This window comes from Micromonospora sp. NPDC005161 (assembly GCF_053599855.1).
On the sequence record NZ_JBSFYQ010000018.1, the window covers coordinates 1 to 24,290 of the forward strand.

The following is a 24,290-nucleotide window of genomic DNA, read 5'->3' on the forward strand; positions in this document are numbered from 1 at the left end:
GAACAGGATCTCCTCCAGCCCGGCGCCCGCGGTCGTGGGGGGGCCCCGCCCCGGGCGCGAAAGCAAATGCACGCCGGGGCGCGCGGGCGGCGCGGACGCGCCGCCGGCGGGGCTGAGGGTCGGGTTGGTGGAGGTCACTTCTTCGCGGCCGCCTTCATCGCGTCGACGACCTTCTCCGGGGTGCCGTTGCCGGCGAAAATGGCGATGACCGCGTCGTTCATCGCGTTGCCGACGGTGCTGCCGAAGGCCGTGTCCAGCCAGAGCTGCACATACGTCGCACCGGAGGTGGCCTCCAGGATGGACTTCAGGGACGGGTCGGCCACGCCGGCCTCCGCACCCTTGGCTACGGGCAGGCCGGTGCCGGTCGCGGCGAAGCCCTTCTGCACCTCGGGGCTCACGATGTACTTGAGGAACTCGACGCACTCGGCCGGGGCGCTCTTGGCGCAGGCGAACCCGTCGCCGCCGCCGAGAGCCGCCTTCGGGTCACCGGCGGAGCCGGTGATCGCCGGTACGGGGAACCAGCCGAGGAACTTCGTGAGGGCTTGCGGGTCCTCCGCGACGGTCTCCAGGGTGCCCCTGTTCCAGTCGCCCATCAGCTCCATCGCGGCCTTGCCGTTGGCGACCAGCCCATTGGCGCTGGTCGGGTCGTTCTGGCCCGGCGTCGCGATGAAGTTCGGCTGGAACGGGTTGGTGCCGATGAAGGTCTTCAGGTCCTGGCCCGCCTTGACGAAGCACGGGTCGTCGAAGACCAGGTCGACGGACGCCTTCTTGAGCGTGTCGACCGAGCAGGCACGCAGCGCGAAGTTGTACCACCAGTGCGCGGCGGGCCACTTGTCACCGGCGCCCAGCGCGATCGGGATGACCTTGATGGCCTTGAGCTTGGTGACCGCCTGGTTGAGCTCCTCGAAAGTGGTCGGAGGAGCGGTGATGCCCGCTTTCGCGAACATGTCCTTGTTGTACCAGATGCCCTCGATCCCCATCCGGTACGGCAGGCCGTACTGCTTGCCGTCCACCTGCCAGATCTCGGTCGCGCTGCCGATGTTGGCGACCTCGTCCTTGACCTGACCGGTGATGTCCTTGAGGTAGTCGGCCTCCACCTGCTCACGCATCTCGCCGCCGCCCCACGCCTGGAAGATGTCCGGCGGGTCGCTGGTCAGCAGCGCGGCGGGGAGCCGGGTGCGCTGGAGTTGGTTGGTCTCGATCGCCTCGATCTGGATCGTGACGGTCGGGTGCAGTGCGGAGAAGTCCTTCGCGACCTTCTCCCAGTAGGTCTTGCCAGGCCCGTCCTGGGAGGCGTTGTGCCACCAGGTCAGGGTCACCGGGTTCTTGTAGAGCTCGTTCTCGGCGGGTGCGTCGCTGTCGCCGCCGTTACACCCGGCGACGAGCAGTGCGGTGGTCATCAACAGCGCCAGGGTGGCGCCCGCGCGGTGCTTCATCGCCATCGACACGTCTCCTCGACTAGCAGTGGCGGTAATTAGGTGCGGCGAGTTTTGCAGTCCCCGCAACGGGGTGTCAACCGTTGTCGATAACGTTTTCGATTCCCTTGCGACGCCTCCCAGGTGGCCCTCTATCATCGTCGGCGTGACCTTCCCCGAGCGTGTCAAGATGTCGGACGTGGCCCGTACGGCCGGCGTCTCGGTGGCGACCGTATCGAAGGTCGTCAACGGTCGCTACGGCGTGGCGCAGGCGACCGTGGAGCGCGTCCGGGAGGTCATCCACCAGCTCGGCTACGAGGCCAGCCTGGGAGCGCAGAGCCTGCGCAGCCACCGGACGAACGTCCTGGGCATCCTGGTCGCCGAGTTCGAGCCGTTCTCGACCGAGCTGCTCAAGGGCGCGTCGAAGGAGGTCGCCGGCACCGGCTACCAGCTGCTGGCCTACTCCGGCGGCGACGGCGACGGCACGGCCGTCGGCTGGGAGCGGCGCTCGCTGGCCCGCCTGTCCGGGACGCTCATCGACGGGGCCGTGATCGTCACGCCGACGGTGGTCGAGACCAAGCAGGGCTTCCATGTCGTGGCCGTCGACCCCCACACCGGCCCGTCGGGGCTGCCCACCGTCGACTCCGACAACTTCGCCGGCGCGGTGCTCGCGACCAACTACCTGCTGTCGCTCGGTCACCGCCGCATCGGCCACATCAGCGGTCGCCCCGACCTCGAGTCGGCGCGCCTTCGCGAGGCCGGCTTCCGCCGGGCCATGGCCGACGCGGGCGTCGCGGTCGACGAACGACTCGTCCGCGTCGGCGGTTTCCGGGTCGAGAGCGCCGCCGCCACGGCCGCCGAACTGCTGGCACTGCCCGACCGGCCGACCGCCGTCTTCGCCGGCAACGACCTCTCCGCGATCTCCACGATGGACGTCGCCCGGTGCATGGGCCTCACGGTGCCCGACGACCTGTCCGTGATCGGCTTCGACAACATCCCTGAGTCGGCGCTGGTCACCCCGCAGCTCACCACGATCGCGCAACCCCTTCAGCGCATGGGTGCCGAGGCGATGCGGCTGCTCATGGACCTCCTCGGCGGCATCGAACGCGACCCGCACGTCCGGCTGCCGACCGAACTGGTCGTCCGGTCCTCCTGCGCCCCGTGCACGCCCTCCCCCGGGCCCGATCGGCCGCCGCCGGCCGCCGGTACGGCGAGCGGCTGAGCGGCTGAGCGGCGAGGTCACGGGTGCCGCGCCGGGACCGGCGACGCGCCGGCCCGTGCCGATCAGCCGGACTTCCGGGATTTCTCCGCAACTTCCCGGCACACGGCGGCGATGCGCCCTGTCGCCAGCCCCCGGTCCGTGCGGCAAGATGACCGATGGGACGGGCACGCTGCTCCTGGGCATCCCGGTGTCGGCGTCCGGCCCGCCCCCGAAAGAACAAAGGAGACGCGGGTGGACGCGGACGACGGACGCAGGGTCACCATCAGCGCCATCGCGCGAGAGGCCGGAGTCTCGGTGCCGACCGTGTCCCGGGTGCTCAACGGGCGCTCAGACGTGGCACCCGGCACCCGGGAACGGGTCGAGGAGTTGCTGCGTCACCACGGCTATCGGCGTCGCGCCAGCCGTACCGTGCAGCCCGCCGGCCTCGTCGACCTGGTCTTCAACGATCTGGACAGCCCCTGGGCCGTGGAGATCATCCGCGGGGTCGAGGACGTCGGGCACGCCGCCGGCGTCGGCACCGTGGTCTCCGCGATTCACCGACAGTCCACCGCCGCCCGTCAGTGGCTGCAGAACCTGCGCGCCCGGGCCACCGACGGGGTCATCTTCGTGACATCGCACGTCAGCCCCCCGCTCTACGCCCAGCTGCGGCGGCTCAACGTGCCCGTGGTGGTGGTCGACCCGGCCGGCGTGCCCGCCACCGACGTGCCGACCATAGGAGCCACCAACTGGGCCGGCGGGCTCGCCGCGACCGAGCACCTGCTCTCGCTCGGACACCGGCGGATCGGTTTCGTGGCCGGGCCGACGCACCTCTTGTGCAGCCGGGCCCGGCTGGACGGCTACCGGGCCGGGTTGGAGGCCGCCGGCCTGCCGGTGGAGGAGCACCTGCTCCGACCGGGCGACTTCTACCACGCGTCGGGCTTCGCCGCCGGGACCTCGCTGCTGGACCTCGACGAGCCGCCGACGGCGATCTTCGCGGCGAGCGACCAGATGGCGTTCGGCGTCTACGAGGCCATCCGGCAACGGGGCCTGCTGGTCCCGGGCGACGTCAGCGTGGTCGGCTTCGACGACCTGCCCGAGGCGCGGTGGGCCTCACCGCCACTGACCACCGTGCGGCAACCGCTGGTCGAGATGGGTCGGCTGGCCGCGCGGACCGTCCTGCGGCTCGCCCAGGGCGAGGCCATCGACTCACCCCGGGTGGAACTCGCCACCGAACTGGTGGTCCGCGACAGCACGGCCGCGCCGCCGACCGGGTCGTCGCGGGCGTCGTGACGGCCCGAACCGCATCCGACGGGCAGCCCGACCGCTTCCGGTCCGGGCCCGAGAATTCCGGAAATCCGGCCGTAACCCTCTACGGTCACGGCCGGAAACGCTCCCACGGGACGAACGGGTGTGCGGCGACCGGCAGTGGTAGGGGCGTGACGTGCAGGCCCGGGCGGCGACGGACGCCTCCGGCAGGGTGTACCCCAACGTCCTCGAGGTACCCGGTCAACGCGTCACCTGGAGCCCGGCGTCGATCGCGCCGCGGTCGTTGAGGTAACCCGTGATCCGATCCTGGGCCGCGCTGTAGATGGCCCGACGGCGGTCGACGGCGGGCATCCGCTCAAGAGCGCGGGCGAGGTCGAGGACGCGGATGGTCGGCCGGAGAGAGAGCCAGATGGGGATGGCCTCGGCGCGGGTGACGACCCACCGCCGGTTGGGCTGCTCGGTGAAGGTGAACCTGGCGAGGACTCCCTCGCGGTTCGCGTCGTTCGGAAAGTCGTGGCGAGCGAGGGTGTTGCCGACGCCGTAGGCGATCCACTTGTCGCCGACCCGCTCGAAGGGCTGTACGACGTGGCTGTGGTGGCCGATGATCAGGTCGATGTTCGGGTCGGCGATGAGTTGTCTGGCCCAGAACAGCTGTTCGCCGCCGGGCGTGTGAACCTTCTCGGTGCCCCAGTGCGCGGAGAGCACGATGATCTGGGCGCCGGCCTTGCGGGTGGTGGCGGCGGCGGCGCGGATCGCGGCAACGTCGATCCGGTTGGCCAGCCACGCCTTGCCGGCTGGCGGTTTCAGGCCGTTGAAGTGCATGGCCCAGGACAGGTGGCCGATCTTGACGCCATTGACGTGGTAGATCGTCGGGGTGCTGGCCTCGGCCGCGCTGCGGAAGGTGCCGGTGTGGCGCAGACCGGCCGCGTCGAGCGCGTCGAGGTTGTCGTACACGCCCTGCTCTCCTTGATCTAGAGCGTGGTTGCTGGCGGTCGAGCAGGTGTCGTAACCGGCGAGCCTGACCGAGGCGGCGAGGTCGGTCGGCGCGTTGAAGCGCGGAAAGTCCTCGGGTGCGCCGGGCCCCATCGGCGCCTCCAGGTGGCAGATGGACAGGTCCGCCGACTCGACCGCTGGACGGATCGAAGCGAACATCGGATCGAAGTCGTAGCCGGCGCGGCCGGCCGCCTCGGCGTTCGCCCGAGCCTGCTGCCAGGTGGGTGGATGCACCAGGATGTCCCCGGACCCGAGGATGCTGACGTGGCGTGGTCCGTCCACTGCCGGTCGTGCGGTAGCCGCCACAGGCCGCTGCGACAGGCGCTCGCGAATGACGTCACCGCGCAGTGCCCACACGCCGGCCGGGGCGACGACCAGCGCGATGGCGAGCACCGCGCGGATGGGGGAAATGCGCACAGTTGGGGCTCCCTTCCTACAGGCGGATGACGCGGCGCAGCCGATCACCGAAGTAGCCGGAGTCGATGACGCCGGCGCCGCGCACGTCCCCGAAGGTGGGCCCGTCGGCGGTGCCGCGAGACGATACGAACCGCATACCTCCGTCCGCGTCGTCACCGATGTAGATCCCGGAGTGTGTGACCAGTGCCGGATCGTCGTGCAGGGCGAAGAAGACGAGGTCGCCGGGTTGCACGGCGGACAGGTCGGCCGGTGGGCGGCTGGGGTTGCGGCCGGCGGCGATCACCACCGAGCGAGCGTGTGCCGCCATGCTCGCCGCGGTCCGTGGCAGGCCGTCGACGGTTGTGCTGGCGGTCTGGTTGAGCAGCGGGATTCCGAACCGGTAGCCGTAGACCAGCCTGATGTAGCCGGAGCAGTCCAGGTCGCGGTCCCACCGGGCCGACGGTCTGACCGTGCCGGTGTCCGGAGGGGTCCAGGGGATCTCCAGGTAGTCGTAGAAGTCCGCTCCGTCGCGTTCGTCGCGGCTGTGTACGTACCCGAAGTCGGCGTCGCCGGCGTACCGCACCCCTTGCTCGTCGCGGAGGTCGGGCGCGCCGGGCAGGTACTGCATCGCTGCGGCTAGCACGTCCGTGGGGTCGCCGCGATCAAGCTCGGTGATCAGCCAGCGGGCCAGGGCCTCCGGGATCTGCGGACCGGGCTGCCACGCCCGCGGGGCGATTCGCACGTACGCCGTCGATTCGACCACCGCGGTGGTGGTCGACGGCTCGTCGAACCGGCGGGGTGCGCCAGCGAACACGGTCGTTCGCGCGCCGACGGTCAGGGTCGCCACGACGGCCTGATCGGCCCTCCGGCGGACCTGGGTGCGGGCCGGGTCGGCGAGATCGACCAGCTCGTACTCCTGGCCCAGGCGCTCCGCCGCCGGGTTGCCGACCGGACGGGTTCCTGGCCTGGTGGCGTGCGGTGACGGGCCCGGGCCGTCCGGGGTGGACCCGGCGGAGTCGACGGCCGCACAGGCCACGACGACGACGGCCGCCACGCAAGCCGTGGCTGCCAACCCGCGACGGACCAGCTTCACAGGGAGATCACCGCAAGGGCCACCGCGCCGGTGCCGCAGGTGACGACGGCGGTGGCGGCGAGGGTCTGCAGGGCACGTGGCCGTACGAGCTGGAAGCTCATCAGCCCGGGCACCAGGAAGGACAGCGTGTCGCCGCCGAACAGGAACGGGTAGCGCACGTGCAGTGCCAGGAACGCGCCGAGCGACAGGCAGGACGAGACGAGGACCGTCACCGCGAAGAGCCGCTTGCCGTACAGGATCGTGATGCGCTGCAGGACCTTCATCAGCCCAACGGTCACGATCGTGACGCTGGTGATGGGGATGAGGCTGCCGAGGTCTTCGAGGGCGGCCAACGCGATGCAACCGGGCACCATCAGGCCGGCCGGCGCCACATTGGTGATCAGGTAGCCGACAAGTCCGAACAGCAGTCCGGCGGCGACAATGACGGCGCTGAGCTCGGACGACAGGTCGAATGGTGCCATGAGTGACGACTCCTGTTCGGTCAACGGAGGGCGGGACCCCGGCCGGCGGCGGGCACGACCGCCCGGTGCGCTACCGGCAGGACCGCGGTGTCGGCCCGGTAGAGAGCCTCGAGCGTGGCGGTCAGCCTGTCGCGCGGGGATGGCGCGGTTGCGGCCACGGTGACCTGGCGCAGGGCCGCGAGCAGTTCCTCGCCGCGGCCATGAATGTTGCCGATCATGAGTAGCGAGGTTCCGATGCCGTCGGGAGAGATCGTGTCGACGATCGCGTCGCGTAGTTGCGGGCCGGTGCGGTGCTCCCCGCCGAGATCGACGACCCGGGCGCGCCACGCCTGGGGCACCTGGTGCAGAGCGCTGCGAGTCGGCGAGCCGATCAGGAATATCCGGTGCGGGTTGAGCCGCGGAATGATGGTGCCCATCTGGCCGTTGCGTTCGAGTCGGTCCGGACGGCAATTGATCACCGCAGCGACGCGGTCTCCGATCAGCCGTCGCTGGCGCAGCAGGTTGACATTCATCAGCGTCGACGCGGGGTCGTTGGCGGCGAACAGGTTGACCGCGGTGAACCGCCGTCCACGATGCGCACACGAGTCGACGCGTAGGGCGCCGGGGTCGGGGCGCGCGCGGTACATGCCAGCCAGGGCGGTCGCCCGATCGACTCCGCACAGCCGCGCGACCGCCAGAGCGACCGCGACGTTCTCCTTGAACGTGATCCATGGGAACGGGGCCATGTCCGCGTCGCTGACGGTGTCCGGGTCGACCGCGATCAGCCTGCACCCCCGACGGACGGCCTCCTTCCGCAGGATGTGCAGCCGGTCCCGTTCGGCGGTGATCACTACGCCGCGACGCGGCATCGACCGGCTCAGCGACCGGGCGACGTCGTCGAGGGTCGGACCCATCTCGTCGAGGTGGTCCTCTCGCACGTTGGTGATCACCACGATGCCGGCCTCGATCAGCTGCTCCTGGTTGACCTGCTGCAGTTCCGGCTGAACCGCCATGCACTCGGCGACGAGGCTGTCGGCGCCGGCGTGTACCGCCCGCCGCACCACGTCCACCTGCTCGATCACGTTGACCGCACCACGGCGACGGATCTGTACCTCCCGCCCGCTGGGGTAGATGAACCTCGCCGCCGTGCCGGTCGTCTTGGCCACCACGATGCGTCGAAGGTCCCCGCGCAGCGCGCCAGCGGTCAGCCGGGTCACTGACGACTTGCCCCGAATGCCGTTCACCACGATCCGGGTCGGTATCCGCGCCAACTGCCGCCGGTGCCGGGCCTGCTCCACCACCAGGTGGGCCAGCAGGACGAGCAGCGCGAGCCCGAGCCCGCCCAGCGAGACGGCGAGCTGAGTCCTCACCACGATCGACGCCAGCGACCATCGGGCACCCGGCCTTCCGCAGGTGACGCGAACAGCAAGCCCCCCAGAGCGGTCACGTACCGTCCGGTCCGCACCGTGACCGCGCCGCGTTCCATCCGAGCTGCCTCCTCCGGGGTCGACCACGACCGTCAAGATCTGCATTCGGCAGGATCCGATGCAGCGGCAGGTCCTGTACCCGGATCTGCCCTTTCAGGCAACGACGGCGCGGCGCGCAGGTTGCTGTCTGACCGCTCCGTCAGTCAAGTGACTGTCCCGTCAGTCACCTGACTGCGACGCCAGTCAGCAGATTTGGGCGGATCTCGGCGGTTCGGGCAATGTCGGCTAGGGACCTTTGCTAGCTTCGTGAAGCCTTGTCGGGGTTACGGCACTTGCGAGCATTTATCCGCATTCGCCGTGCCCATCGCTCCGCCGGATCTGTCGGTGCCGTCTTCTGGCAAATCGACCTGGAGTCCGCACGGTGTCGCCGCATGGCACAGGTGGTTCGAGCGTGGTCAGCGCAGGAGGTTCGCGTTTCCGTGGAGCAGGTCGGGTACATCGGTGCGTCCACATTGCCCCTGCGACCGGAGCGACGTCCGGATGCGGAGACGCGCGTCATCATCGGCTCGCCGATCGTCGATCCGGTGGGCGGGCCGCAGCAGGAGGGCAGCGTCAGGGGGCCGCGGCGCCTGCATCACGTGTTCGAATCCGCCTGTGACCGCGACCCGTCGGCCATCGCGCTCGAGTGCGGCAACGAGCGGCTGACCTACCGAGAGCTGGACGAACGCGCGAACCAGCTGGCCCACCACCTGCATGCCCTCGGCGTCGCGGGCGGCGCCCGGGTGGCCATCCTGCTCCAGCGTTCGGTCGACACGTACGTGGCGTTGCTGGGCGTGGGAAAGGCCGGCACGGCTTTCGTGCCCATCGACCCCGAGTCCCCGGCCGACCGGGTCGCCTACATCGCCGAGGATTCGGACGTCGATGTGGTGTTGACCTCCTCGGCACTCGCCGACCGGGTGGGCGACCAGCGCGCCCTCGTCATCGATGAGAGCGCCGCCGAACTAGCCGCGGCACCGGCCGACCGGCCGGAGCTCGGCTGCGACGACACCAATGACCCCAGCGCCTACGTGATCTACACCTCCGGTTCCAGTGGTCGGCCCAAGGGCGTCGAGGTCGCGCAGTCGAGCATCTGCAACTTCCTGGACGTGGTGCCCGGCGTGTACGACGTGCGCCCGAGCGACCGGGTCTACCAGGGCATGACGATCGCGTTCGACTTCGCGATCGAAGAGATCTGGCCGACCTGGTCGGTCGGCGCGACGCTGGTGGCCGGTCCGACCGACTCCCGCCGCCTCGGCGCGGAACTGGCGGACTTCCTGGACGAGGCTGGCATCACCGTCTTCTACTGCGTCCCCACCCTGCTTGCCACGATTCCCCGCGATCTGCCCCGGATCCGAAACCTCCTCGTCGGTGGTGAGGCGTGCCCGGGACAACTCGTCGAACGGTGGAGCCGGCCCGGCCGGCGGATTCTCAACACCTACGGGCCGACCGAAGCCACGGTCACGGCGACCTGGGGCGAACTGCTCCCCGGGCGGATCGTCACCATCGGACGACCCCTGCCGACCTACTCGGTAGTGCTGCTGGACGAGCAGCGGCAGCCGGTCGCCGACGGCGAGGTCGGCGAGATCTGCATCGGCGGTCCAGGGGTGGCGCGCGGGTACGTCGGACGCCCTGAACTGACCGCCGACCGGTTCATCGAGCACTCGTTGGCGCCGCCCGGCAGCCGGCTCTACCGAACCGGGGACCTGGGCCGGCTCACCGACGACGGCGAGATCGAGTATCTCGGCCGGGCGGACTCCGAGGTCAAGATCCGTGGGCACCGAGTGGACCTCGGCGAGATCGAGAGCGTGCTGCTGGAGGACGAGGGTGTGGCCGAGGCCGTGGCGGCGCTCGTCCCCGTCGCCGACGGCCCCGACGCCCCGCGTGAGCTGGCCGCCTACCTCGTTCCCCACGACGGCGCGGAGGACGGATGGGAGGAGCTGAGCGGCCGGCTCTGCCAGACCCTGCAGACTCGGCTGCCCGCCTACATGGTGCCCTCCTTCCTGGACGTCGTCGCCGAACTGCCGACCATGCCCAGCGGGAAGGTCGACCGGAAACGGCTGCCCGCGCCGGTCCGCCGGCTCACCCGCGTCACAGGCCCGCTAGTGGCCGCCGAGAGCGAGCTGGAGGAGCGGGTACGCGCGGCGTGGGCGGAGGCGTTCGGCCTCGAACCCGAAGCGATCTCGGTCGAGGCGGACTTCTTCACCGACCTCGGGGGACACTCGCTGCTCGCGGCGCGGGTGGTGTCGCTGCTGCGCGCGCGGGAGGTCGGCGTGAACCCCGCGGTCCGGGACCTGTACGCCCACCCGACCGTACGCGGCATGGCCGCTCACCTTGGTGGCGCCGAGCGGGTCGGAGGGCCGACCGCGCCGCCGCGGCCCGACCCGCTGCGGCACAGCAGCCGCCGGATCGCGCTGGCCGGGTTCGGCCAGGGCGCGGTGACCTACCTGCTGTTGCTGGCCGTCACCATCCCCGTCTCCTACGTCTACACCCGAAACGACGGTTTGGTATCCGTGCGGGTCCTCGTGGAACTGATGGTCGCGATCCTGCTCAGCTACCTCGGCGTGCGGTGGGTGCTGCCAGTGCTGCTGGCCCGGCCGTTGGCCGCAGGTATCCGGCCCGGCCGATATCGTCTGTGGGGACTCACCTACGTCCGGCTCTGGGCATTGAACACGCTGATGGCGATCGGCCCGCTGCCCGTGCTCAGCGGCTCTCCGCTGATGGCGACCTACCTGCGACTGCTCGGCGCCCGGATCGGCCGCCGCACCACGATCGCGACCAGCGCGATCAGCCTCCCGACACTGATCTCCATCGGGCGGGACACCTCTGTCGGGTACGGCGTCTCGCTGCGCGCGTGGCGGGCGGAGGACGGCTGGGTCGTCGTCGGACCGATCACCATCGGGCGGGGTGCCTTCGTCGGCGCGAACGCGGTTCTCGAGCCGGGCGCCTCCGTCGGGGCGTATTCCGCCATTGGCGAGCAGTCCGTCCTGGTGCACGGCGAGGCGGTACCAGCCGGAGCGCGCTGGGCCGGCTCACCGCCGGCTCCGACCAGCCGGCTCACCTCCACCGTCGAATCCCTGCTCTCCTCCCGCCCGCTGCGTCAGGGCTGGCGTCTGCACCACGTCGCCGCCGCCCTGGTCGGCCTGCTCGGCCTGGAACTGGGGGCGATCGCGATGGTCCTGCCCAGCGTGGCGCTGGTCTGGTGGGTGCTGCTGACCCAAGGTCTGCTGGCGGGGCTCGTCGCGACCATCCCCGCCGGGATCGTCTACGTGCTCACCGTCTGCGCGGTGGTCGCCATCGGCAAGCGTCTCGTACTGCCGCGGGCACCCGTCGGCTTCCACCACCGGGTGCACTCGATGCTCGGCGTGCGCAAGTGGATCGTCGACAAGCTGCTCGAGTTCAGCCTCATCTTCACTAACTCGCTCTACGCGACGCTCTACACCGGTCCCTGGCTGCGCATGCTCGGCGCCCGCGTGGGTCCCGGCGCTGAAGTCTCCACCGCCGCGCACCTGGACCCCGACCTGCTCACCCTGGGACCGGGGAGCTTCGTCGCCGACATGGCCAGCCTCGGCGCCGCGACGTTCGCCAACGGACGCGTGGCGTTCCTGCCCACCACGGTCGGCAGTCGGGCGTTCGTCGGCAACGCCGCGTTCGTACCGGCCGGCACGGTGCTGGGCGACGGTTGCCTGCTCGGCGTTGGCACGCTACCGCCCGGCAAGCAGGTCCCGGAGGGCACCTCCTGGTTGGGCTCACCGGCGATACACCTGCCAGTGCGCCAGAGCAGCGGATCCTTCTCCGAGGAGCAGACCTTCCGCCCGCCGCGCAGACTGGTGGCCCATCGGCTGTTCGTCGAATTCTTCCGTGCCACCCTGCCCGCATCGGTGCTCGGCGTCAGCTTCTACCTCTACCTCCTGGCGCTCTCCTGGCTCGCCAACGGCCGGGGCCTGCTCGTGCCGGCGCTGGTGTCGCCCTTCGTCGCGATCGCGTCGAGCGTCGGAGTGATCCTGTTCTGCGCGGCGACCAAGCGGAACATCGTCGGCACCTACCGACCCCGGGTGGAACCGCTGTGGAGCGCCTTCGTCCGGCGCACCGAGTTCGTCACCGGGCTCTTCGAGGCCGCAGCGATCCCCGTCGGCGTCGGGCTGCTCGTCGGCACGCCGTTCCTGCCGCCGGTACTGCGCTGGTTCGGGGTCCGCGTCGGCAGACGCACCTGGATCGGGACCACCTACCTCACCGAGTTCGACCTGGTCGAGATCGGCGACGACGCGACTGTCGGCGCCGAGGTGTCGTTGCAGACCCACCTGTTCGAGGACCGGGTAATGAAGATGTCCGTCGTCACCGTCGGCGCCGGCGCCACCATCGGAACCCGCGCGATCGTGCTCTACGACGCCGTTGTCGGCCACGACGTCTTCCTGGGGTCGCTGTCGCTGCTGATGAAGGGCGAACACCTCACTCCCGGGACCCGATGGCGCGGCATCCCCGCCCAAGGGGTGCTCACCCGCGACCCCGTCGACCAACGGGCGGCCTGACGCCGCGCCGTACGGCTGCGGCCGCCACCACGTGTCCGCAACCGATTCCGTCCATTCTCCATCCACGAGAGGAAGAACCGCTCAATGAACAAGGCACTTCTGGTTTCCGACGCCGCCTACTTCCGGGTCGACTACGAAATCAACCCGTACATGCACGCCGAGGTGCAGCCGAACCCAGAGGCGGCGGTCGTCGAGCACCTGAACATCGTCGTCGCGCACCGGGCGGCGGGCCGCCGCATCGAGTACGTGCCGTCGGCGCCGGAGTGCCCGGACATGGTGTTCACCGCGAACACCGCGCTGGTGCGCGGGAACCGGGCGGTTCTGGGCGCACCGCCACCGGAGCGCAAGGCCGAGATGCCGTACTTCCAGGAGTGGCTGATCAACCACGACTTCGACGTCGTGGAGGCGCCGTACCCGTTCAGCGGTCAGGGCGACGCCCTGGCCTGCGGCGACCTGCTGCTCGCCGGCCACGGCCAGCGGACCGATCGGAGGATGCACGCCGTTCTCGCGCGAGCGCTGGACTACGAGGTGGTGCCGCTGCAGACGGTGAGCCCCCGGTGGTACGACCTCGACCTGGCGGTCGCGGTCGTCGAGCCCGGGCGGGCACTCGCCTACTGCCCGGAGGCCCTCGATCAGCCGAGCCGCCGCCGGCTGCGCGGACTCGGCATGGACCTGATCGAGGTCTGCGTCGAGGAGGCGTCCCGTTTCGCGCTCAACCTGATCAGCGACGGCACCACCGTGACCATGACCAAGGGAGCGCCGCGGCTGGCCGCCACTCTGCGCGCCCGCGGCCTGCAGGTCGTCGAACTCGACACGACCGAGCTCGCCAAGGGCGGGGGAGGGGTGCGCTGCACCGCGCTGACCCTCGACAACCCCCTCCCGGCGAGATCATGATGGCGTCGGGACCCTTCGGTCGCCTCCTGGGCGCCGGCGGAAGGGCACTCACCGGCCACGGCCTGACGGTCCGTTCGCCGCTGCCCGAGCCAACGGAATCACCGCTGGCGCTGGTCTATCGGGGACCGGCGACGCTACCCGGCTGCCCGGAGGCGGTCGCGGCGCTCCTCAAGTCCAGCCGGTGGGGCTTCGACGTGCGGTACGTCGGGCCGGACGAGGATCTGCCGCTGAGCCGTCGGGCGCTCGCCGGGGCCGCGCTCTACGCCCAGCCCGGTGGCGGCAGCCTCAAGCGCGGCTACCGGCACCTGAAGGGCCATCGCGACGAGATCCGGCAGTTCGTCCACTCCGGCGGGCGGTACCTGGGGTTCTGCCTGGGTGGCTACCTCGCTGGGGCCACCCCCGGCTTCGCCCTCCTGCCTGGGGACACCGACCAGTACATCGCCTCGTTCGCCGCCAGCGTCGATTCGGAGAAAAACACCGTCGTCCAGCTCTCCTGGCGCGGCCGGCGGCGGACGCTCTTCTTCCAGGACGGCCCGTACTTCTGGCTGCAGGCGAGCGCCGAAGCCGACATCCTCGCGACCTACCCGAACGGGACGATCGCCGCGATGGTCACCCGCCTCGGTGCGGGCCGGGTTGGCGTCGTCGGCCCCCACCCCGAAGCCACCGACGACTGGTTCATCGACGCCGGGATGCGCGTCGCCGACCGGCTCGGCGCGGATCTCGGCCACGATCTGATCGAAACAGTGATGAGGCCATGACCCAGACCGCGAACCTCAGGTGGCAGGATCTCGACCGAGCGGCCGAGGCGAACAGACGCGCCACCGTCGCCCGGAGCGCCGACAGCCCGCCCCCGGCGCCGGCGCCGGAGCCGCCGGTCGGGCGACTCCGGCTGCTCGGCGTGGACGCCGCCCGCGGTGCCGCGCTGTTCGCCATGATCGCCGTGCAGTCGTTGCCCGAATCTGACGCCGCGGGGCGACCCACCTGGTGGTTCACGGCCTTCGCGGGGCGGGCGGCTGCCCTGTTCGCGGTGCTGGCCGGGGTCGGCATCGCGTTCCTGACCGATCGACAGCGGGTCCGACTGACCGCCGGCTCGGGTCTGGTGGCGGCGCTGATCGTCCGGGCTCTGGCCATCGGCGCGATCGGGTTGGCGCTGGGCTACGCCGACGCCTCCCTGGTATCGGTGATCCTGCCCTACTACGCAGTGATGTTCCTGTTGGCGATCCCGTTGGTGTTCCTGCCGACCTGGTTGGTGGCGATCACCGGCGTGGTCGTGGCCGCCGGCGCTCCCGCCCTCCGTCACCTCCTGCCGCAGCTGCCGGAACCGACCTACGACAACGCGGGATTCGCGCAGCTCGTCGACAACCCGGTCGCGCTGCTCACCGAGCTGTCGCTCACCGGGGCGTTTCCGGCCGTGACGTGGCTGGCGTACCTGTGTGCCGGCCTGGTCGTCGGACGACTGACCCTGACCAGGATGAGAGTCATCGTCGGGCTGCTCGTCGCCGGAGTCGTGCTCGCCGCCGCGGCGCCGATGGCGTCGTCGGTCCTGCTCAACCGGTACGGGGGCGCGCAGCAGATCACGCTCACCCAGCCGAAGAGCGGACTGGACGCGACGGAGACAGCCCAGCTCCTCACCCTCGGCGGGGACGGCACCGCGCCCACCTCGACCTGGTGGTGGCTCGCGGTCGACGCGCCGCACACCGGCACGCCGCTCGCCCTACTGGGCACGATCGGGAGCGCGATCGCCCTGCTCGCCGTCATGCTGCTCGCCAGCCGCGTGGTACGGAAACTCCCGCGGTGGGTGATCTCCGTGTTGCTGGTGCCCCTGGCCGCGGCCGGCGGCATGGCCCTGACGCTATACACCGCGCACATCATGTTCATCAACTCGGACCTCGACTCCTCCGCGCCGGTGACCGGATTCGTCGTGCAGGTCGTGGCCATAGTGCTGGTCGCGGCCGCGTGGTGGGCCACCGCGGGCCGGGGCCCGCTGGAAGGGCTCGTGACGGCGCTGTCCCGCGGCGCTCGTCGGCTGGCCACTTGGAACGGCCGACGCAGGCACGGCCGACGCAGGCACGGCCGCGTGGGCATGTCGATGTATGCACAAGAGGCGTCCCGCGCGGGTGAACACCCGGTCGAGCCGGCAGCGACGGGATCGCGCCGCGGCTGAGCGGGAGGGGAGCGATATGAGGCAAACCAGGTGGGGCCTGCTGATCGGCGACACGCGGAGGATCAGTCGGCGGCGTCTCCTCGTGGGCGTCGGCGCCGGCGGCACCCTGACCGCGCTCGGGTGGGTCGGGGTGTCGGCGATCTCCGGGGACGGGCCGCTGGCGCTGGTCTACCGGGGTCCGGCCGCCAGCCCCGGCTGCGCCGAGGCGGTGGCCGCGCTCCTGCGCAGTGCACCAGCCGGTTTCCGGACCGAGTACTGCGGCCCGGACGAGGAGCGGCAGATATCGCGGAGCACGCTGGCCGAGGCGGCGGTCTACGCCCAGCCCGGAGGCGACGACGTCAACCGGGCCTGGCGGAGGATGCGTGACCACGCCCAGGACATCCGCGACTTCGTCAACGGCGGCGGGCACTACCTCGGGTTCTGCCTGGGGGCGTACCTCGCCTCCGCCGATCCCGGCTTCGGGCTGATCAACGGAAGGGTGAACCAGTACATCAGCACCGATGGGGCGAGCGTCGACAGCACCGACGACACGGTGATCGAGGTTCGGTGGCGTGGTCGCGCCCGGCACATGTACTTCCAGGACGGGCCGACGTTCGAGCTGCGGCCCGGGGCGCCGGGCGACGTGCTCGCCACCTACGACAACGGTGCGGCCGCCGCCGTCGTCACCACCTTCGGCGCCGGGCGGGTCGGCCTCGTCGGGCCACACCCCGAAGCCGACCGCTCATGGTACGCCGACGAGGGGCTGACCAACCCGGACGGCATCCGGTTCGATCTTGGTCACGACCTGGTGCAGAGCACGATGGACCGACAGGGGGCGGTGCAGACCGAGACCTGACGCGCTGCCCCCGGGTCCCGGCCGGCCGGCCAGGTTTCGGTCGCCCGGACGAGCCTGCCCCTTCGCCCCCCGGACGTCTCGCCGACGGGAACCCGTCGGCCGCGACCGGTGTCCGTCCGCGGCCAACTCGCCGAAACATGTGGATCCACTCGGGGCGGCCCCGCGCGGGACGGCGCCGCGCCAGGTCGGATCGGCTCCGATCGGCGCGACGCCGGACGCCCGCCGTCAGCGGTGGTGGTGCCGCAGGGCCTTGCGGATGTCGACCGGTAGCGCGGGCGCGCCGTCGACGGGTGCCGGGTCCTCCTCGGTCGAGGCCACTCCCCCGGCCGCGATCCGGTCGAGCGTGGCCAGCCCGGCCCGATCCACGGAGCCGAAGACGGTGTAGTTCGGCCGCAGCGCCGAGTCGGCGTAGACCAGGAAGAACTGGCTGCCGTTGGTGTCCGGGCCGGCGTTGGCCATGGCGAGCGTGCCCCGGGCGTAGAGCCGACGCTCGCCCGTCGGGTCGGTGGGCGCCGGGGGCAGGTCGGTCGGCAGCTCGTCGGCGTAGCGGTAGCCGGGCCCGCCCGAACCGGTTCCGGACGGATCCCCGCACTGCAGCACGCTGAGCGTGGGGTACGCGGTGAGCCGGTGGCAGGAGGTCCGGTCGTAGAAGCGGTGGCGGGTCAGGTGCAGGAAGCTCTGCACCGTGCACGGCGCCGCCGCCCGGTCCAGGAGCAGCCCGATCGGGCCGTGGTTGGTCCACAACGTCACCCGGACGGTGCCCCGGTCCGGCGTACGGCGGGGGTCGGGCGGCAGCGGGACCGGCCGGGCTGCCGGCTCCTCCGGTGTGGCGAGGTAGCCGCACGGGCCGTGGGTGCCGCCCGAGCCGGCCGGGGCGACCGCCGGGGCGGCGGAACCGACGGGGGCGGCCACCGCGGCGGCCCCGGTGGCGGCGACCAGCGCGCCGGCGAGCAGCGCGGCGCTGGCGAGGCGGGTCAGCGTACGGGACGGGCGGCGCGGGACGGAAACGGACTGTGGTCGAGGTTCACGCGACACTGGGGATCCTCCTGGACTCGTGGTACCGGAGCGACCGGAGTCTATGGATCCCGTCGGCGCTTGTCGATCCGTGGCCGGCCGCCCGCGGCTGGTCGGCCCGGGTCAGGGCACCTGCCGGCGGGCCGCCCGACGGCGCCAGACCAGCCCGGCGAGCAGCAGGACGACCGCCGCGCCGGCCAGCCCGGCCACCGCCCAGAAGCCCGACGTCCCGCCGCCGACCGGGCCGCTCGCGGCGGCCGGTCGCGCCTCCCCGGGCCCCGCCGGCGAGGACGGGGTGGCCGTCGACGTCGCCGACGGCTCCCCCGGCTCGACCAGCCGACCGACCGAGGCCGACCGGGGCAGCGCGAAGCCCCAGTCGAGCAGAGCCGCGCCCTGCTCCCAGCCACGCCTCGGCTGCGGCTCGCCGCCCAGCAGCGTGACCACCAGCCGGCGGCCGTCGCGCTCGGCCGCGCCGACGTAGGTGTGCCGGGCCAGGTCGGTGAAGCCGGTCTTGCCGCCCAGCGCCCCCGGGTAGCGGTAGATCAACTGGTTCTCGTTCTGGATCTGGAAGCCCTTGGTCCGCTTCGCCGGCTGGGCCGGGATCTGGGTCCGCTCGGTCAGCGCGTACCGGCGGAAGGTGGGGTCGGCGAAGCAGACGCGGGCGATCAAGGCCAGGTCGTACGCACTTGTGAACTGACCACGCCCGTCGAGCCCGGAGGGGGTGACCGCGTGCGTCTGGAGCGCGCCGAGCCGGCGGGCGTACTCGTTCATCGCCCGCACCCCGCCGGCCGCGCCGTCGGCGCCCCCGCCCAGTCGGGCCAGCACGTTCGCCGCCTCGTTGCCCGAGTTGAGCAGCAGCCCCAACCAGACCGTCTCGACGCTGTACCGGCCCCCTTCGACCAGGCCGACCGCCGACGATCCGGGCTCGATCTCCATGTCCCTCGCGGTGACCGTGACGACCCGCTTCGGGTCCAGCTGCGGCAGCATGGTCGCGGCCAGCAGCAGTTTCTGCACGCTGGCCGGGGTCGCGTACTCGTGCGGGCCGCAGCCGCCGAGCACCTGCCCGGTGTCCAGGTCGGCGACGAGCCAGGAGGTGGCGGTGATCTTCGGCGGCGCGGCCACCCCGGCCGGCACGGCCAGCCCGGCGGTGGCCAGCTCCGGCCCGCCCAAGACCCGGTCCTCGGGCACCACCGGCGGCGGGGACGGGCGCGGGGGCCGGGAGACCGCCGGCGCCGCCGCGCGGGGGCAGGGCACGCTCTGCGCCGCACCGGCCCGGTGCACCACCGAGCCGGCACCCGGCACCCCGCCCGCCGCCCCGGCGGGACCGGCCCGCTCCGGGACGACACCGCCGGCGGCCGAGGCCGGGAGGGCCACGCCGGTGGCGAGCAGGACGGCGGTCGCCGTGGTCGCCAGCAGCCGAACTCTCATGCCAGCACCCTAATGCGGGCCGGAGCCGGGCCGGGGCGGGACCGCGGGGCAAGCCGCCGGCCACCCACGAGCCGTTCGAGCCGCACCGGGGTGTACTGGCGAGAGGCCCTCGGCGCCGTCGTTCAACCCGCCACGCCTGAGGCCGACCGCGCGTCCGCACCGTCGGCCACGGCCCCGGCCGCACCGGGTCAGGCCGGGCCGAGGGATTCCCGGTGGCGCAGGTAGTCGTGCAACGCAGCGGAGGCGCGCAGCCGGCGCAGGCTGCGCCAGTGCAGCTCCTGCTCCCGCCGGCCCAGCTCGGCGCGGACCCGCTGCGCGCTGCCGGTGGTGCGCAGCTCGGCCAGCACGGCCGCGATGATGTCGAACGGATAGGCCCCCCGGCGCAGCAGCGCGACCACCTGCGCGGCGCGCAGCTCGGCCTCGTCGTACACCCGGTAGCCGGTGCCCCGGGCGCGGGCCGGGCGCAGCAGGCCGCGCTCCTCCCAGAGCCGAAGCTGCGAGGTGCGGACGCCGACCAGCTCGGCGACCTCACCGATCCGGACCGCACGACGTGGCGCCGGCGCGACCGCAGCCGGGTTGGTCACCACCGTCTCGAACGCGCCCAGCACCCGACGGATCTCGGCCCGCTCGCGATCCAGCTCGGCGTGGCCGCCGTCGAGCGCCGCCAGCGCGGCCGGCAGGTCGTCCCGGTGCACCGCGGCCATGATCTCCCGGGTACGCGCCCAGCCGTGCCCCTCAGCCATCCGGCGAGCCACCGCCAGCGCGCGGGCGTGCTCGGCGGTGAAGATCCGGTAGCCGCTCTCGGTGCGTCGCACGGCGGGGAGCACCCCGAGGTCCACGTAGTTGCGGACCTGCTGCACCGAGATCCCCACGGTCGCCGCCAGGTCGACCGCCCGCAGTCGCTCACCGGTATGCACGTCGACCACCGTACCGGTTGTCACGTTGTTTGAGACTTTCGCGCCCATCCCGCCACCTGGCATGCGCGGCCATTCGCGAAACCCTCCACGGGTGGGTGAATGAGAGAATTGAAGCGGTCAGACCCCGAAGCCAGGGTGGGCGTCCGCCTGCCCCACCGATCTCGTGAAGGGTTCGCATGTCGCAGCCAGCATGGTCCGTCGCCGACAGCCACGACATGATCGAGGTACGCGGAGCGCGGGAGAACAATCTCGCCAGCGTCTCGGTCGACATCCCCAAGCGCCGGTTGACCGTCTTCACCGGTGTCTCCGGCTCGGGCAAGTCGTCGCTCGTCTTCGGCACCATCGCCGCCGAGTCCCAGCGCCTGATCAACGAGACCTACAGCGCCTTCCTCCAGTCGTTCATGCCCAACCTCAACCGGCCGGACGTCGACTCGCTGCGCAACCTCGGCGCCGCCATCGTGGTCGACCAGGAGCGGATGGGCGTCAACTCCCGCTCCACCGTGGGCACCGCCACCGACGCGTACGCCATGCTGCGGATCGTCTTCAGCCGGCTCGGCCAGCCGTCGGTGGGCGGCGCCGGCACGTTCAGCTTCAACCTGGCCGAAGGGATGTGCCCGACCTGCGAAGGGCTGGGCCGGGTGTCCGACCTCGACGTGAACGAGCTGGTGGACGTCGAACGCTCGCTCAACGACGGCGCGATCACGGTGCCCAACTTCGCGGTCGACTCCTGGTACTGGCAGACCATCGTCTCGTCCGGCCTGTTCGACCCGGACGTCAAGCTGCAGGACTACACCCCCGAGCAGTGGCAGGACCTGTTGTACAAGCCGGCCACAAAGATCAAGATGGGCAGCAACAACTGGACGTACGAGGGCCTGGCGGTCAAGGTCAAGCGGCTCTACCTGGCCAAGGACCGCGAGTCGATGCAGGGGCACATCCGCGCCTTCGTCGACCGGGCGGTCACCTTCACCACCTGCACGGCCTGCGGCGGAACCCGGCTCAACGCGGCGGCCTTGTCGTCGCGGATCGCCGGCCGCAACATCGCGGACTGTTCGGCCATGCAGATCAGCGATCTGGCCGCGTTCGTCCGGAGCGTCGACGACCCGGCGGTGGCGCCGCTGATCGCCAACCTGCGGGACCTGCTGGAGTCACTGGTCGAGATCGGGCTGGGCTACCTCAGCCTGGACCGCGAGTCGGCCACCCTCTCCGGCGGTGAGGCCCAGCGGGTGAAGATGGTCCGGCACCTCGGCTCCAGCCTCTCCGACGTCACGTACGTCTTCGACGAGCCGACCGTCGGCCTGCACCCGCACGACATCGCCCGGATGAACGACCTGCTGCTGCGGCTTCGCGACAAGGGCAACACCGTGCTGGTGGTGGAGCACAAGCCGGAGACCATCGCCATCGCCGACCACGTGGTCGACCTCGGGCCGGGCGCCGGCACCGACGGCGGCCGGATCTGCTTCACCGGCGACGTGCCCGGCCTACGCCGCTCCGGCACACTCACCGGCCGGCACCTGGATCACCGGGTGACGCTGCGCGACGAGGTACGCGTACCGACCGGGCAGCTCGCCATCCGCCACGCCGACCTGCACAACCTGCGTGACGTGGACGTGGACATACCGCTCGGGGTGCTCACTGTGGTCACTGGCGTGGCCGGCTCCGGCAAGAGCTCGCTGATCCACGGGTCGTTGCGCGGCCGGACCGGGGTGGTGATCGTGGACCAGTCCGCGATCCGTGGGTCGCGACGCAGCAACCCGGCCACCTACAGCGGGCTGCTCGACCCGATCCGTGCCGCCTTCGCCAAGGCCAACGGCGTCAAGGCGGCGCTGTTCAGCGCCAACTCCGAGGGCGCCTGCCCGGCCTGCAAGGGGATCGGGCTGATCTACACGGACCTGGCGATGATGGCCGGGGTGGCGAGCGTCTGCGAGCGGTGCGAGGGCCGGCGGTTCACCGACGAGGTGCTCACCTACACGCTGCGCGGCAAGAACATCAGCGAGGTGCTGGCCATGTCGGTCACCGAGGCGCACACGTTCTTTCCGAACGGGCCGGCGCACCTCATCCTCGGCCGGCTGGTCGACGTCGGGCTGGGCTACCTCAGCCTCGGCCAGCCGCTGACCACCCTCTCCGGCGGGGAGCGGCAGCGGCTCAAGCTCGCCATCCACCTTGCGGAGAAGACCAGCACGTACGTGCTGGACGAGCCGACGACCGGCCTGCACCTGGCCGACGTGGACCAACTGCTGGCCCTGCTGGACCGGATGGTCGACGCCGGCAACACGGTGATCGTCATCGAGCACCACCAGGCGGTCATGGCGCACGCGGACTGGCTCATCGACCTGGGACCGGGCGCCGGGCATGACGGTGGACGCATCGTCTTCACCGGCACGCCGGCTGAACTGGTCGCCCGGGGCGACACGCTCACCGCCGACCACCTACGCGAGTACGTCACCGAGCCGGCGGTGATCGCCCAGGGATAGGTGCACGTGCCACCTCCGGCGGCGCCGGCGCTGGGCGGGTGGGCGCGTGGCGGCTGGCGCTCGGGGCCGGTGGGCGCGTGGCCGGTGGGCGCGTGGCGGCTGGCGCTCGGGGCCGGTGGGCGCGTGTGGGCGCTTGGCCGGTGGGCGCTCGGGGCGGTGGACGCGTGGCCGGTGGCGCTCGGGGCGGTGGTGATCAGGCGATGCGGCGCAGCCAGCGCCGCTGCCACGGGGTCTCCACCGCCTTCGGGTGGTAGCCCGCCCGTACCCACGGCACCGCCCGGTCGGCCGGGATCCCGTCGAGGATCGCCAGCGCGGCCAACGCCGTACCGGTGCGCCCCACCCCGCCCCGACAGGCCACCTCGACGCGCTCACCGTCGTGCGCGCGTCGCAGCGTCGCCCGCAGGGCGTCGAGCGCGTCCGCCCGATCGAGCGGTATCCAGAAGTCAGGCCACCGGATCCGCCGGTGTGGCCACGCCGGTTCCGGGCCGGGGGCCAACAGCAGGGCGAAGTCGGCGGGTGAGGCGACCTCGGCGGCGATGCGCCGTCCGCGCACCGTCGCCCCGCTGGGCAGGACGAGCACACCCGACTGCTCGGACCAGGGCTGAGGAACAGTCACCTCAGCATTGTGCCGCCAACGGGATCTGGCCATCGTCCCCGCCCGTCACCAGTGGACGGGCACAGACAGCGCACCCGCCGGTCACCCGAGGCGACGGGGCACAGACAGCGCCGCCCCCGGCTGGTGGGCTGGGGGCGGCGTTGGTGTCGGTGTGCAGGTCGCCTCTCGGCGAGTGGCGCGACGCGGTTCCAGCCGAACGGTATTCCGCGAGGGCGATATTAGGTGAGGCCCGGGGACACTGGATCACACCGACACTGTCCACAACCAGCCCAGGCCCGACCTTGTTCCCCCGCCGCGACCTGCGAATCTTGGACAGTTTCCGTTCGCGGGTGACGGGAACTGTCCAAGATCTGGTCGTGGGTATGCCGCTGACCGGCACCCCGGGGTGGGGTGCCGGCCAGCGGTCAGTGTGCGGTCAGCTGTTCCAGTGCTGGGCGACCAGGTCGGTGGCCTGCTGTTCCCACTGGGCGTAGGCATCCGGGTAGGCCGAGACCTGCACGGTCTGCGCGGCGTCGGTCAGCGCCATGTCCTGCCACCCGTCGACCTGCTTGAGGCCCTTGAGGAACGCGGTGGTGGAGTACTCGGCGTTGGTGATCTGCTCCGGGGTGCCCCAACCGGAGGTCGGGCGCTGCTGGAACAGGCCCAGCGAGTCATGGTCGTTGGCGTCGCCGAGGTGGCCCAGGTTCTCCAGCTTCGACTCCTGCAGGCTCGTGGCGATCGAGATGACCGCGGCCCGCTCAGGCAGACCAGCCTTCTTCGTCGCGGCGATGATCGCCTTGACGTTCGCAACCTGCTCGTCGTTGAGGTCGATGTGCGACTGCGCGCCCTGCGCCTTGGCCGTCTGCACCGCGACCGCGACCGGCTTGCCATCGGCGGGGGTGGCGGCGTGCGCGGCGATCGGACCGGCGAACACACCACCGGCGAACGCGAGACCAGCAACAGACAGCATGCTCTTACGAATGATCGTGTTCATGAGAGATCAGCTCCTTCAGGGGGTAGACACCCACACGCCCGAGGGGGAACGGCGCAAGGGTGCGAGCACCTCGTCCGGCGCTTTCAACAACACGGGGCAAAAGTCTTGGAGTTCGGCGGCCTACGGGCGGGGGCTCGTGGCGCCGGGACTGTGTCTAACGACCGCCAGGCCGCGGGCATTCC

At 71.5% G+C, this 24,290-nt stretch carries 18 protein-coding genes; 8 read left to right on the forward strand and 10 right to left on the reverse strand.

What is annotated here, in order from left to right:
• Positions 1-134 precede the first annotated feature (134 nt).
• Positions 135-1,442 (reverse strand): ABC transporter substrate-binding protein, encoded by a 1,308-nt coding sequence (locus ACWD5O_RS18655; protein ID WP_450086016.1) that lies wholly within the window; start codon positions 1,440-1,442, stop codon positions 135-137.
• 139 nt (positions 1,443-1,581) lie between these two features.
• Between ACWD5O_RS18655 and ACWD5O_RS18660 the strand changes: the two genes are divergently transcribed.
• Both ACWD5O_RS18660 and ACWD5O_RS18665 read left to right on the forward strand, forming a co-directional pair.
• The gene (locus ACWD5O_RS18660; RefSeq protein ID WP_450086017.1) at positions 1,582-2,637 is read left to right on the forward strand and encodes a LacI family DNA-binding transcriptional regulator; all 1,056 of its coding nucleotides are present in this window, start codon (positions 1,582-1,584) and stop codon (positions 2,635-2,637) included.
• Positions 2,638-2,868: 231 nt separating this feature from the next.
• Entirely contained in the window at positions 2,869-3,906 is a 1,038-nt protein-coding gene (locus ACWD5O_RS18665) for a LacI family DNA-binding transcriptional regulator (protein WP_450086018.1), read from the forward strand.
• A 216-nt stretch (positions 3,907-4,122) separates the two neighbouring features.
• On the opposite strand, the gene ACWD5O_RS18670 is transcribed toward ACWD5O_RS18665, so the two are convergent.
• From ACWD5O_RS18670 to pgsB, 4 genes are read right to left on the reverse strand one after another with little or no spacing between them, the layout of a single operon-like run.
• Positions 4,123-5,340, reverse strand: a complete 1,218-nt coding sequence (locus ACWD5O_RS18670) for a CapA family protein (protein ID WP_450086019.1) — start codon at positions 5,338-5,340, stop codon at positions 4,123-4,125.
• Positions 5,309-6,325, reverse strand: a complete 1,017-nt coding sequence (locus ACWD5O_RS18675) for an NlpC/P60 family protein (protein WP_450086020.1) — start codon at positions 6,323-6,325, stop codon at positions 5,309-5,311. Before ACWD5O_RS18675 ends, ACWD5O_RS18670 begins: the two co-directional genes overlap by 32 nt.
• A 35-nt stretch (positions 6,326-6,360) precedes the next feature.
• Entirely contained in the window at positions 6,361-6,825 is a 465-nt protein-coding gene (locus ACWD5O_RS18680; RefSeq protein WP_450086021.1) for a poly-gamma-glutamate biosynthesis protein PgsC/CapC, read from the reverse strand.
• A gap of 20 nt (positions 6,826-6,845) precedes the next feature.
• Complete coding sequence (gene pgsB / locus ACWD5O_RS18685) at positions 6,846-8,174, reverse strand: poly-gamma-glutamate synthase PgsB (RefSeq protein ID WP_450086022.1); 1,329 nt, start codon at positions 8,172-8,174, stop codon at positions 6,846-6,848.
• Positions 8,175-8,869: 695 nt separating this feature from the next.
• On the opposite strand from pgsB, the gene ACWD5O_RS18690 reads away from it, so the two are divergent.
• The 5 genes from ACWD5O_RS18690 (at position 8,870) to ACWD5O_RS18710 (ending at position 16,689) form a co-directional block, all read left to right on the forward strand.
• A complete protein-coding gene (locus ACWD5O_RS18690; protein ID WP_450086023.1) occupies positions 8,870-12,796 on the forward strand; it encodes a Pls/PosA family non-ribosomal peptide synthetase in 3,927 nt (1,308 codons plus the stop codon).
• An 84-nt stretch (positions 12,797-12,880) separates the two neighbouring features.
• Positions 12,881-13,690 carry a dimethylarginine dimethylaminohydrolase family protein gene (locus ACWD5O_RS18695; protein WP_450086024.1) on the forward strand — a complete coding sequence of 270 codons (810 nt, stop codon included), beginning with the start codon at positions 12,881-12,883 and terminating at the stop codon, positions 13,688-13,690.
• Positions 13,690-14,448, forward strand: a complete 759-nt coding sequence (locus tag ACWD5O_RS18700) for a BPL-N domain-containing protein (protein ID WP_450086025.1) — start codon at positions 13,690-13,692, stop codon at positions 14,446-14,448. The genes ACWD5O_RS18695 and ACWD5O_RS18700 overlap by 1 nt, the downstream gene beginning before the upstream one ends.
• Positions 14,445-15,854 carry a heparan-alpha-glucosaminide N-acetyltransferase domain-containing protein gene (locus ACWD5O_RS18705; RefSeq protein WP_450086026.1) on the forward strand — a complete coding sequence of 470 codons (1,410 nt, stop codon included), beginning with the start codon at positions 14,445-14,447 and terminating at the stop codon, positions 15,852-15,854. Before ACWD5O_RS18700 ends, ACWD5O_RS18705 begins: the two co-directional genes overlap by 4 nt.
• A gap of 16 nt (positions 15,855-15,870) precedes the next feature.
• Positions 15,871-16,689 (forward strand): BPL-N domain-containing protein, encoded by an 819-nt coding sequence (locus tag ACWD5O_RS18710; RefSeq protein ID WP_450086027.1) that lies wholly within the window; start codon positions 15,871-15,873, stop codon positions 16,687-16,689.
• A 225-nt stretch (positions 16,690-16,914) separates the two neighbouring features.
• Here the strand turns inward: ACWD5O_RS18710 and ACWD5O_RS18715 are convergent, their stop codons facing one another.
• The 3 genes from ACWD5O_RS18715 to ACWD5O_RS18725 all read right to left on the reverse strand — a co-directional run bounded on the left by ACWD5O_RS18715 (position 16,915) and on the right by ACWD5O_RS18725 (position 20,048).
• Positions 16,915-17,667 carry a peptidylprolyl isomerase gene (locus ACWD5O_RS18715; RefSeq protein ID WP_450086083.1) on the reverse strand — a complete coding sequence of 251 codons (753 nt, stop codon included), beginning with the start codon at positions 17,665-17,667 and terminating at the stop codon, positions 16,915-16,917.
• A 159-nt stretch (positions 17,668-17,826) separates the two neighbouring features.
• Positions 17,827-19,131 carry a D-alanyl-D-alanine carboxypeptidase family protein gene (locus ACWD5O_RS18720; protein WP_450086028.1) on the reverse strand — a complete coding sequence of 435 codons (1,305 nt, stop codon included), beginning with the start codon at positions 19,129-19,131 and terminating at the stop codon, positions 17,827-17,829.
• Between the two features lie 188 nt (positions 19,132-19,319).
• Positions 19,320-20,048: a MerR family transcriptional regulator gene (locus ACWD5O_RS18725; protein WP_450086029.1), complete on the reverse strand. Its 729-nt coding sequence runs from the start codon at positions 20,046-20,048 to the stop codon at positions 19,320-19,322.
• Positions 20,049-20,224: 176 nt separating this feature from the next.
• On the opposite strand from ACWD5O_RS18725, the gene ACWD5O_RS18730 reads away from it, so the two are divergent.
• Positions 20,225-22,519, forward strand: coding sequence for an ATP-binding cassette domain-containing protein (locus ACWD5O_RS18730; RefSeq protein ID WP_450086030.1), 2,295 nt, complete (start codon positions 20,225-20,227; stop codon positions 22,517-22,519).
• Between the two features lie 193 nt (positions 22,520-22,712).
• Here the strand turns inward: ACWD5O_RS18730 and ACWD5O_RS18735 are convergent, their stop codons facing one another.
• Complete coding sequence (locus ACWD5O_RS18735; protein WP_450086031.1) at positions 22,713-23,135, reverse strand: protein-tyrosine phosphatase family protein; 423 nt, start codon at positions 23,133-23,135, stop codon at positions 22,713-22,715.
• A gap of 415 nt (positions 23,136-23,550) precedes the next feature.
• Positions 23,551-24,108, reverse strand: a complete 558-nt coding sequence (locus ACWD5O_RS18740; protein WP_450086032.1) for a hypothetical protein — start codon at positions 24,106-24,108, stop codon at positions 23,551-23,553.
• Positions 24,109-24,290 lie beyond the last annotated feature (182 nt).

What these genes read in the sequence shown, in the direction of transcription:
- ACWD5O_RS18655 (WP_450086016.1), bottom strand. Translation starts at nt 1,442, where the DNA reads ATGGCGATGAAGCACCGCGCGGGCGCCACCCTGGCGCTGTTGATGACC.
- ACWD5O_RS18680 (WP_450086021.1), bottom strand. Translation starts at nt 6,825, where the DNA reads ATGGCACCATTCGACCTGTCGTCCGAGCTCAGCGCCGTCATTGTCGCC.
- ACWD5O_RS18695 (WP_450086024.1), top strand. Translation starts at nt 12,881, where the DNA reads ATGAACAAGGCACTTCTGGTTTCCGACGCCGCCTACTTCCGGGTCGAC.
- ACWD5O_RS18700 (WP_450086025.1), top strand. Translation starts at nt 13,690, where the DNA reads ATGGCGTCGGGACCCTTCGGTCGCCTCCTGGGCGCCGGCGGAAGGGCA.
- ACWD5O_RS18705 (WP_450086026.1), top strand. Translation starts at nt 14,445, where the DNA reads ATGACCCAGACCGCGAACCTCAGGTGGCAGGATCTCGACCGAGCGGCC.
- ACWD5O_RS18710 (WP_450086027.1), top strand. Translation starts at nt 15,871, where the DNA reads ATGAGGCAAACCAGGTGGGGCCTGCTGATCGGCGACACGCGGAGGATC.
- ACWD5O_RS18720 (WP_450086028.1), bottom strand. Translation starts at nt 19,131, where the DNA reads ATGAGAGTTCGGCTGCTGGCGACCACGGCGACCGCCGTCCTGCTCGCC.
- ACWD5O_RS18730 (WP_450086030.1), top strand. Translation starts at nt 20,225, where the DNA reads ATGTCGCAGCCAGCATGGTCCGTCGCCGACAGCCACGACATGATCGAG.
- ACWD5O_RS18740 (WP_450086032.1), bottom strand. Translation starts at nt 24,108, where the DNA reads ATGAACACGATCATTCGTAAGAGCATGCTGTCTGTTGCTGGTCTCGCG.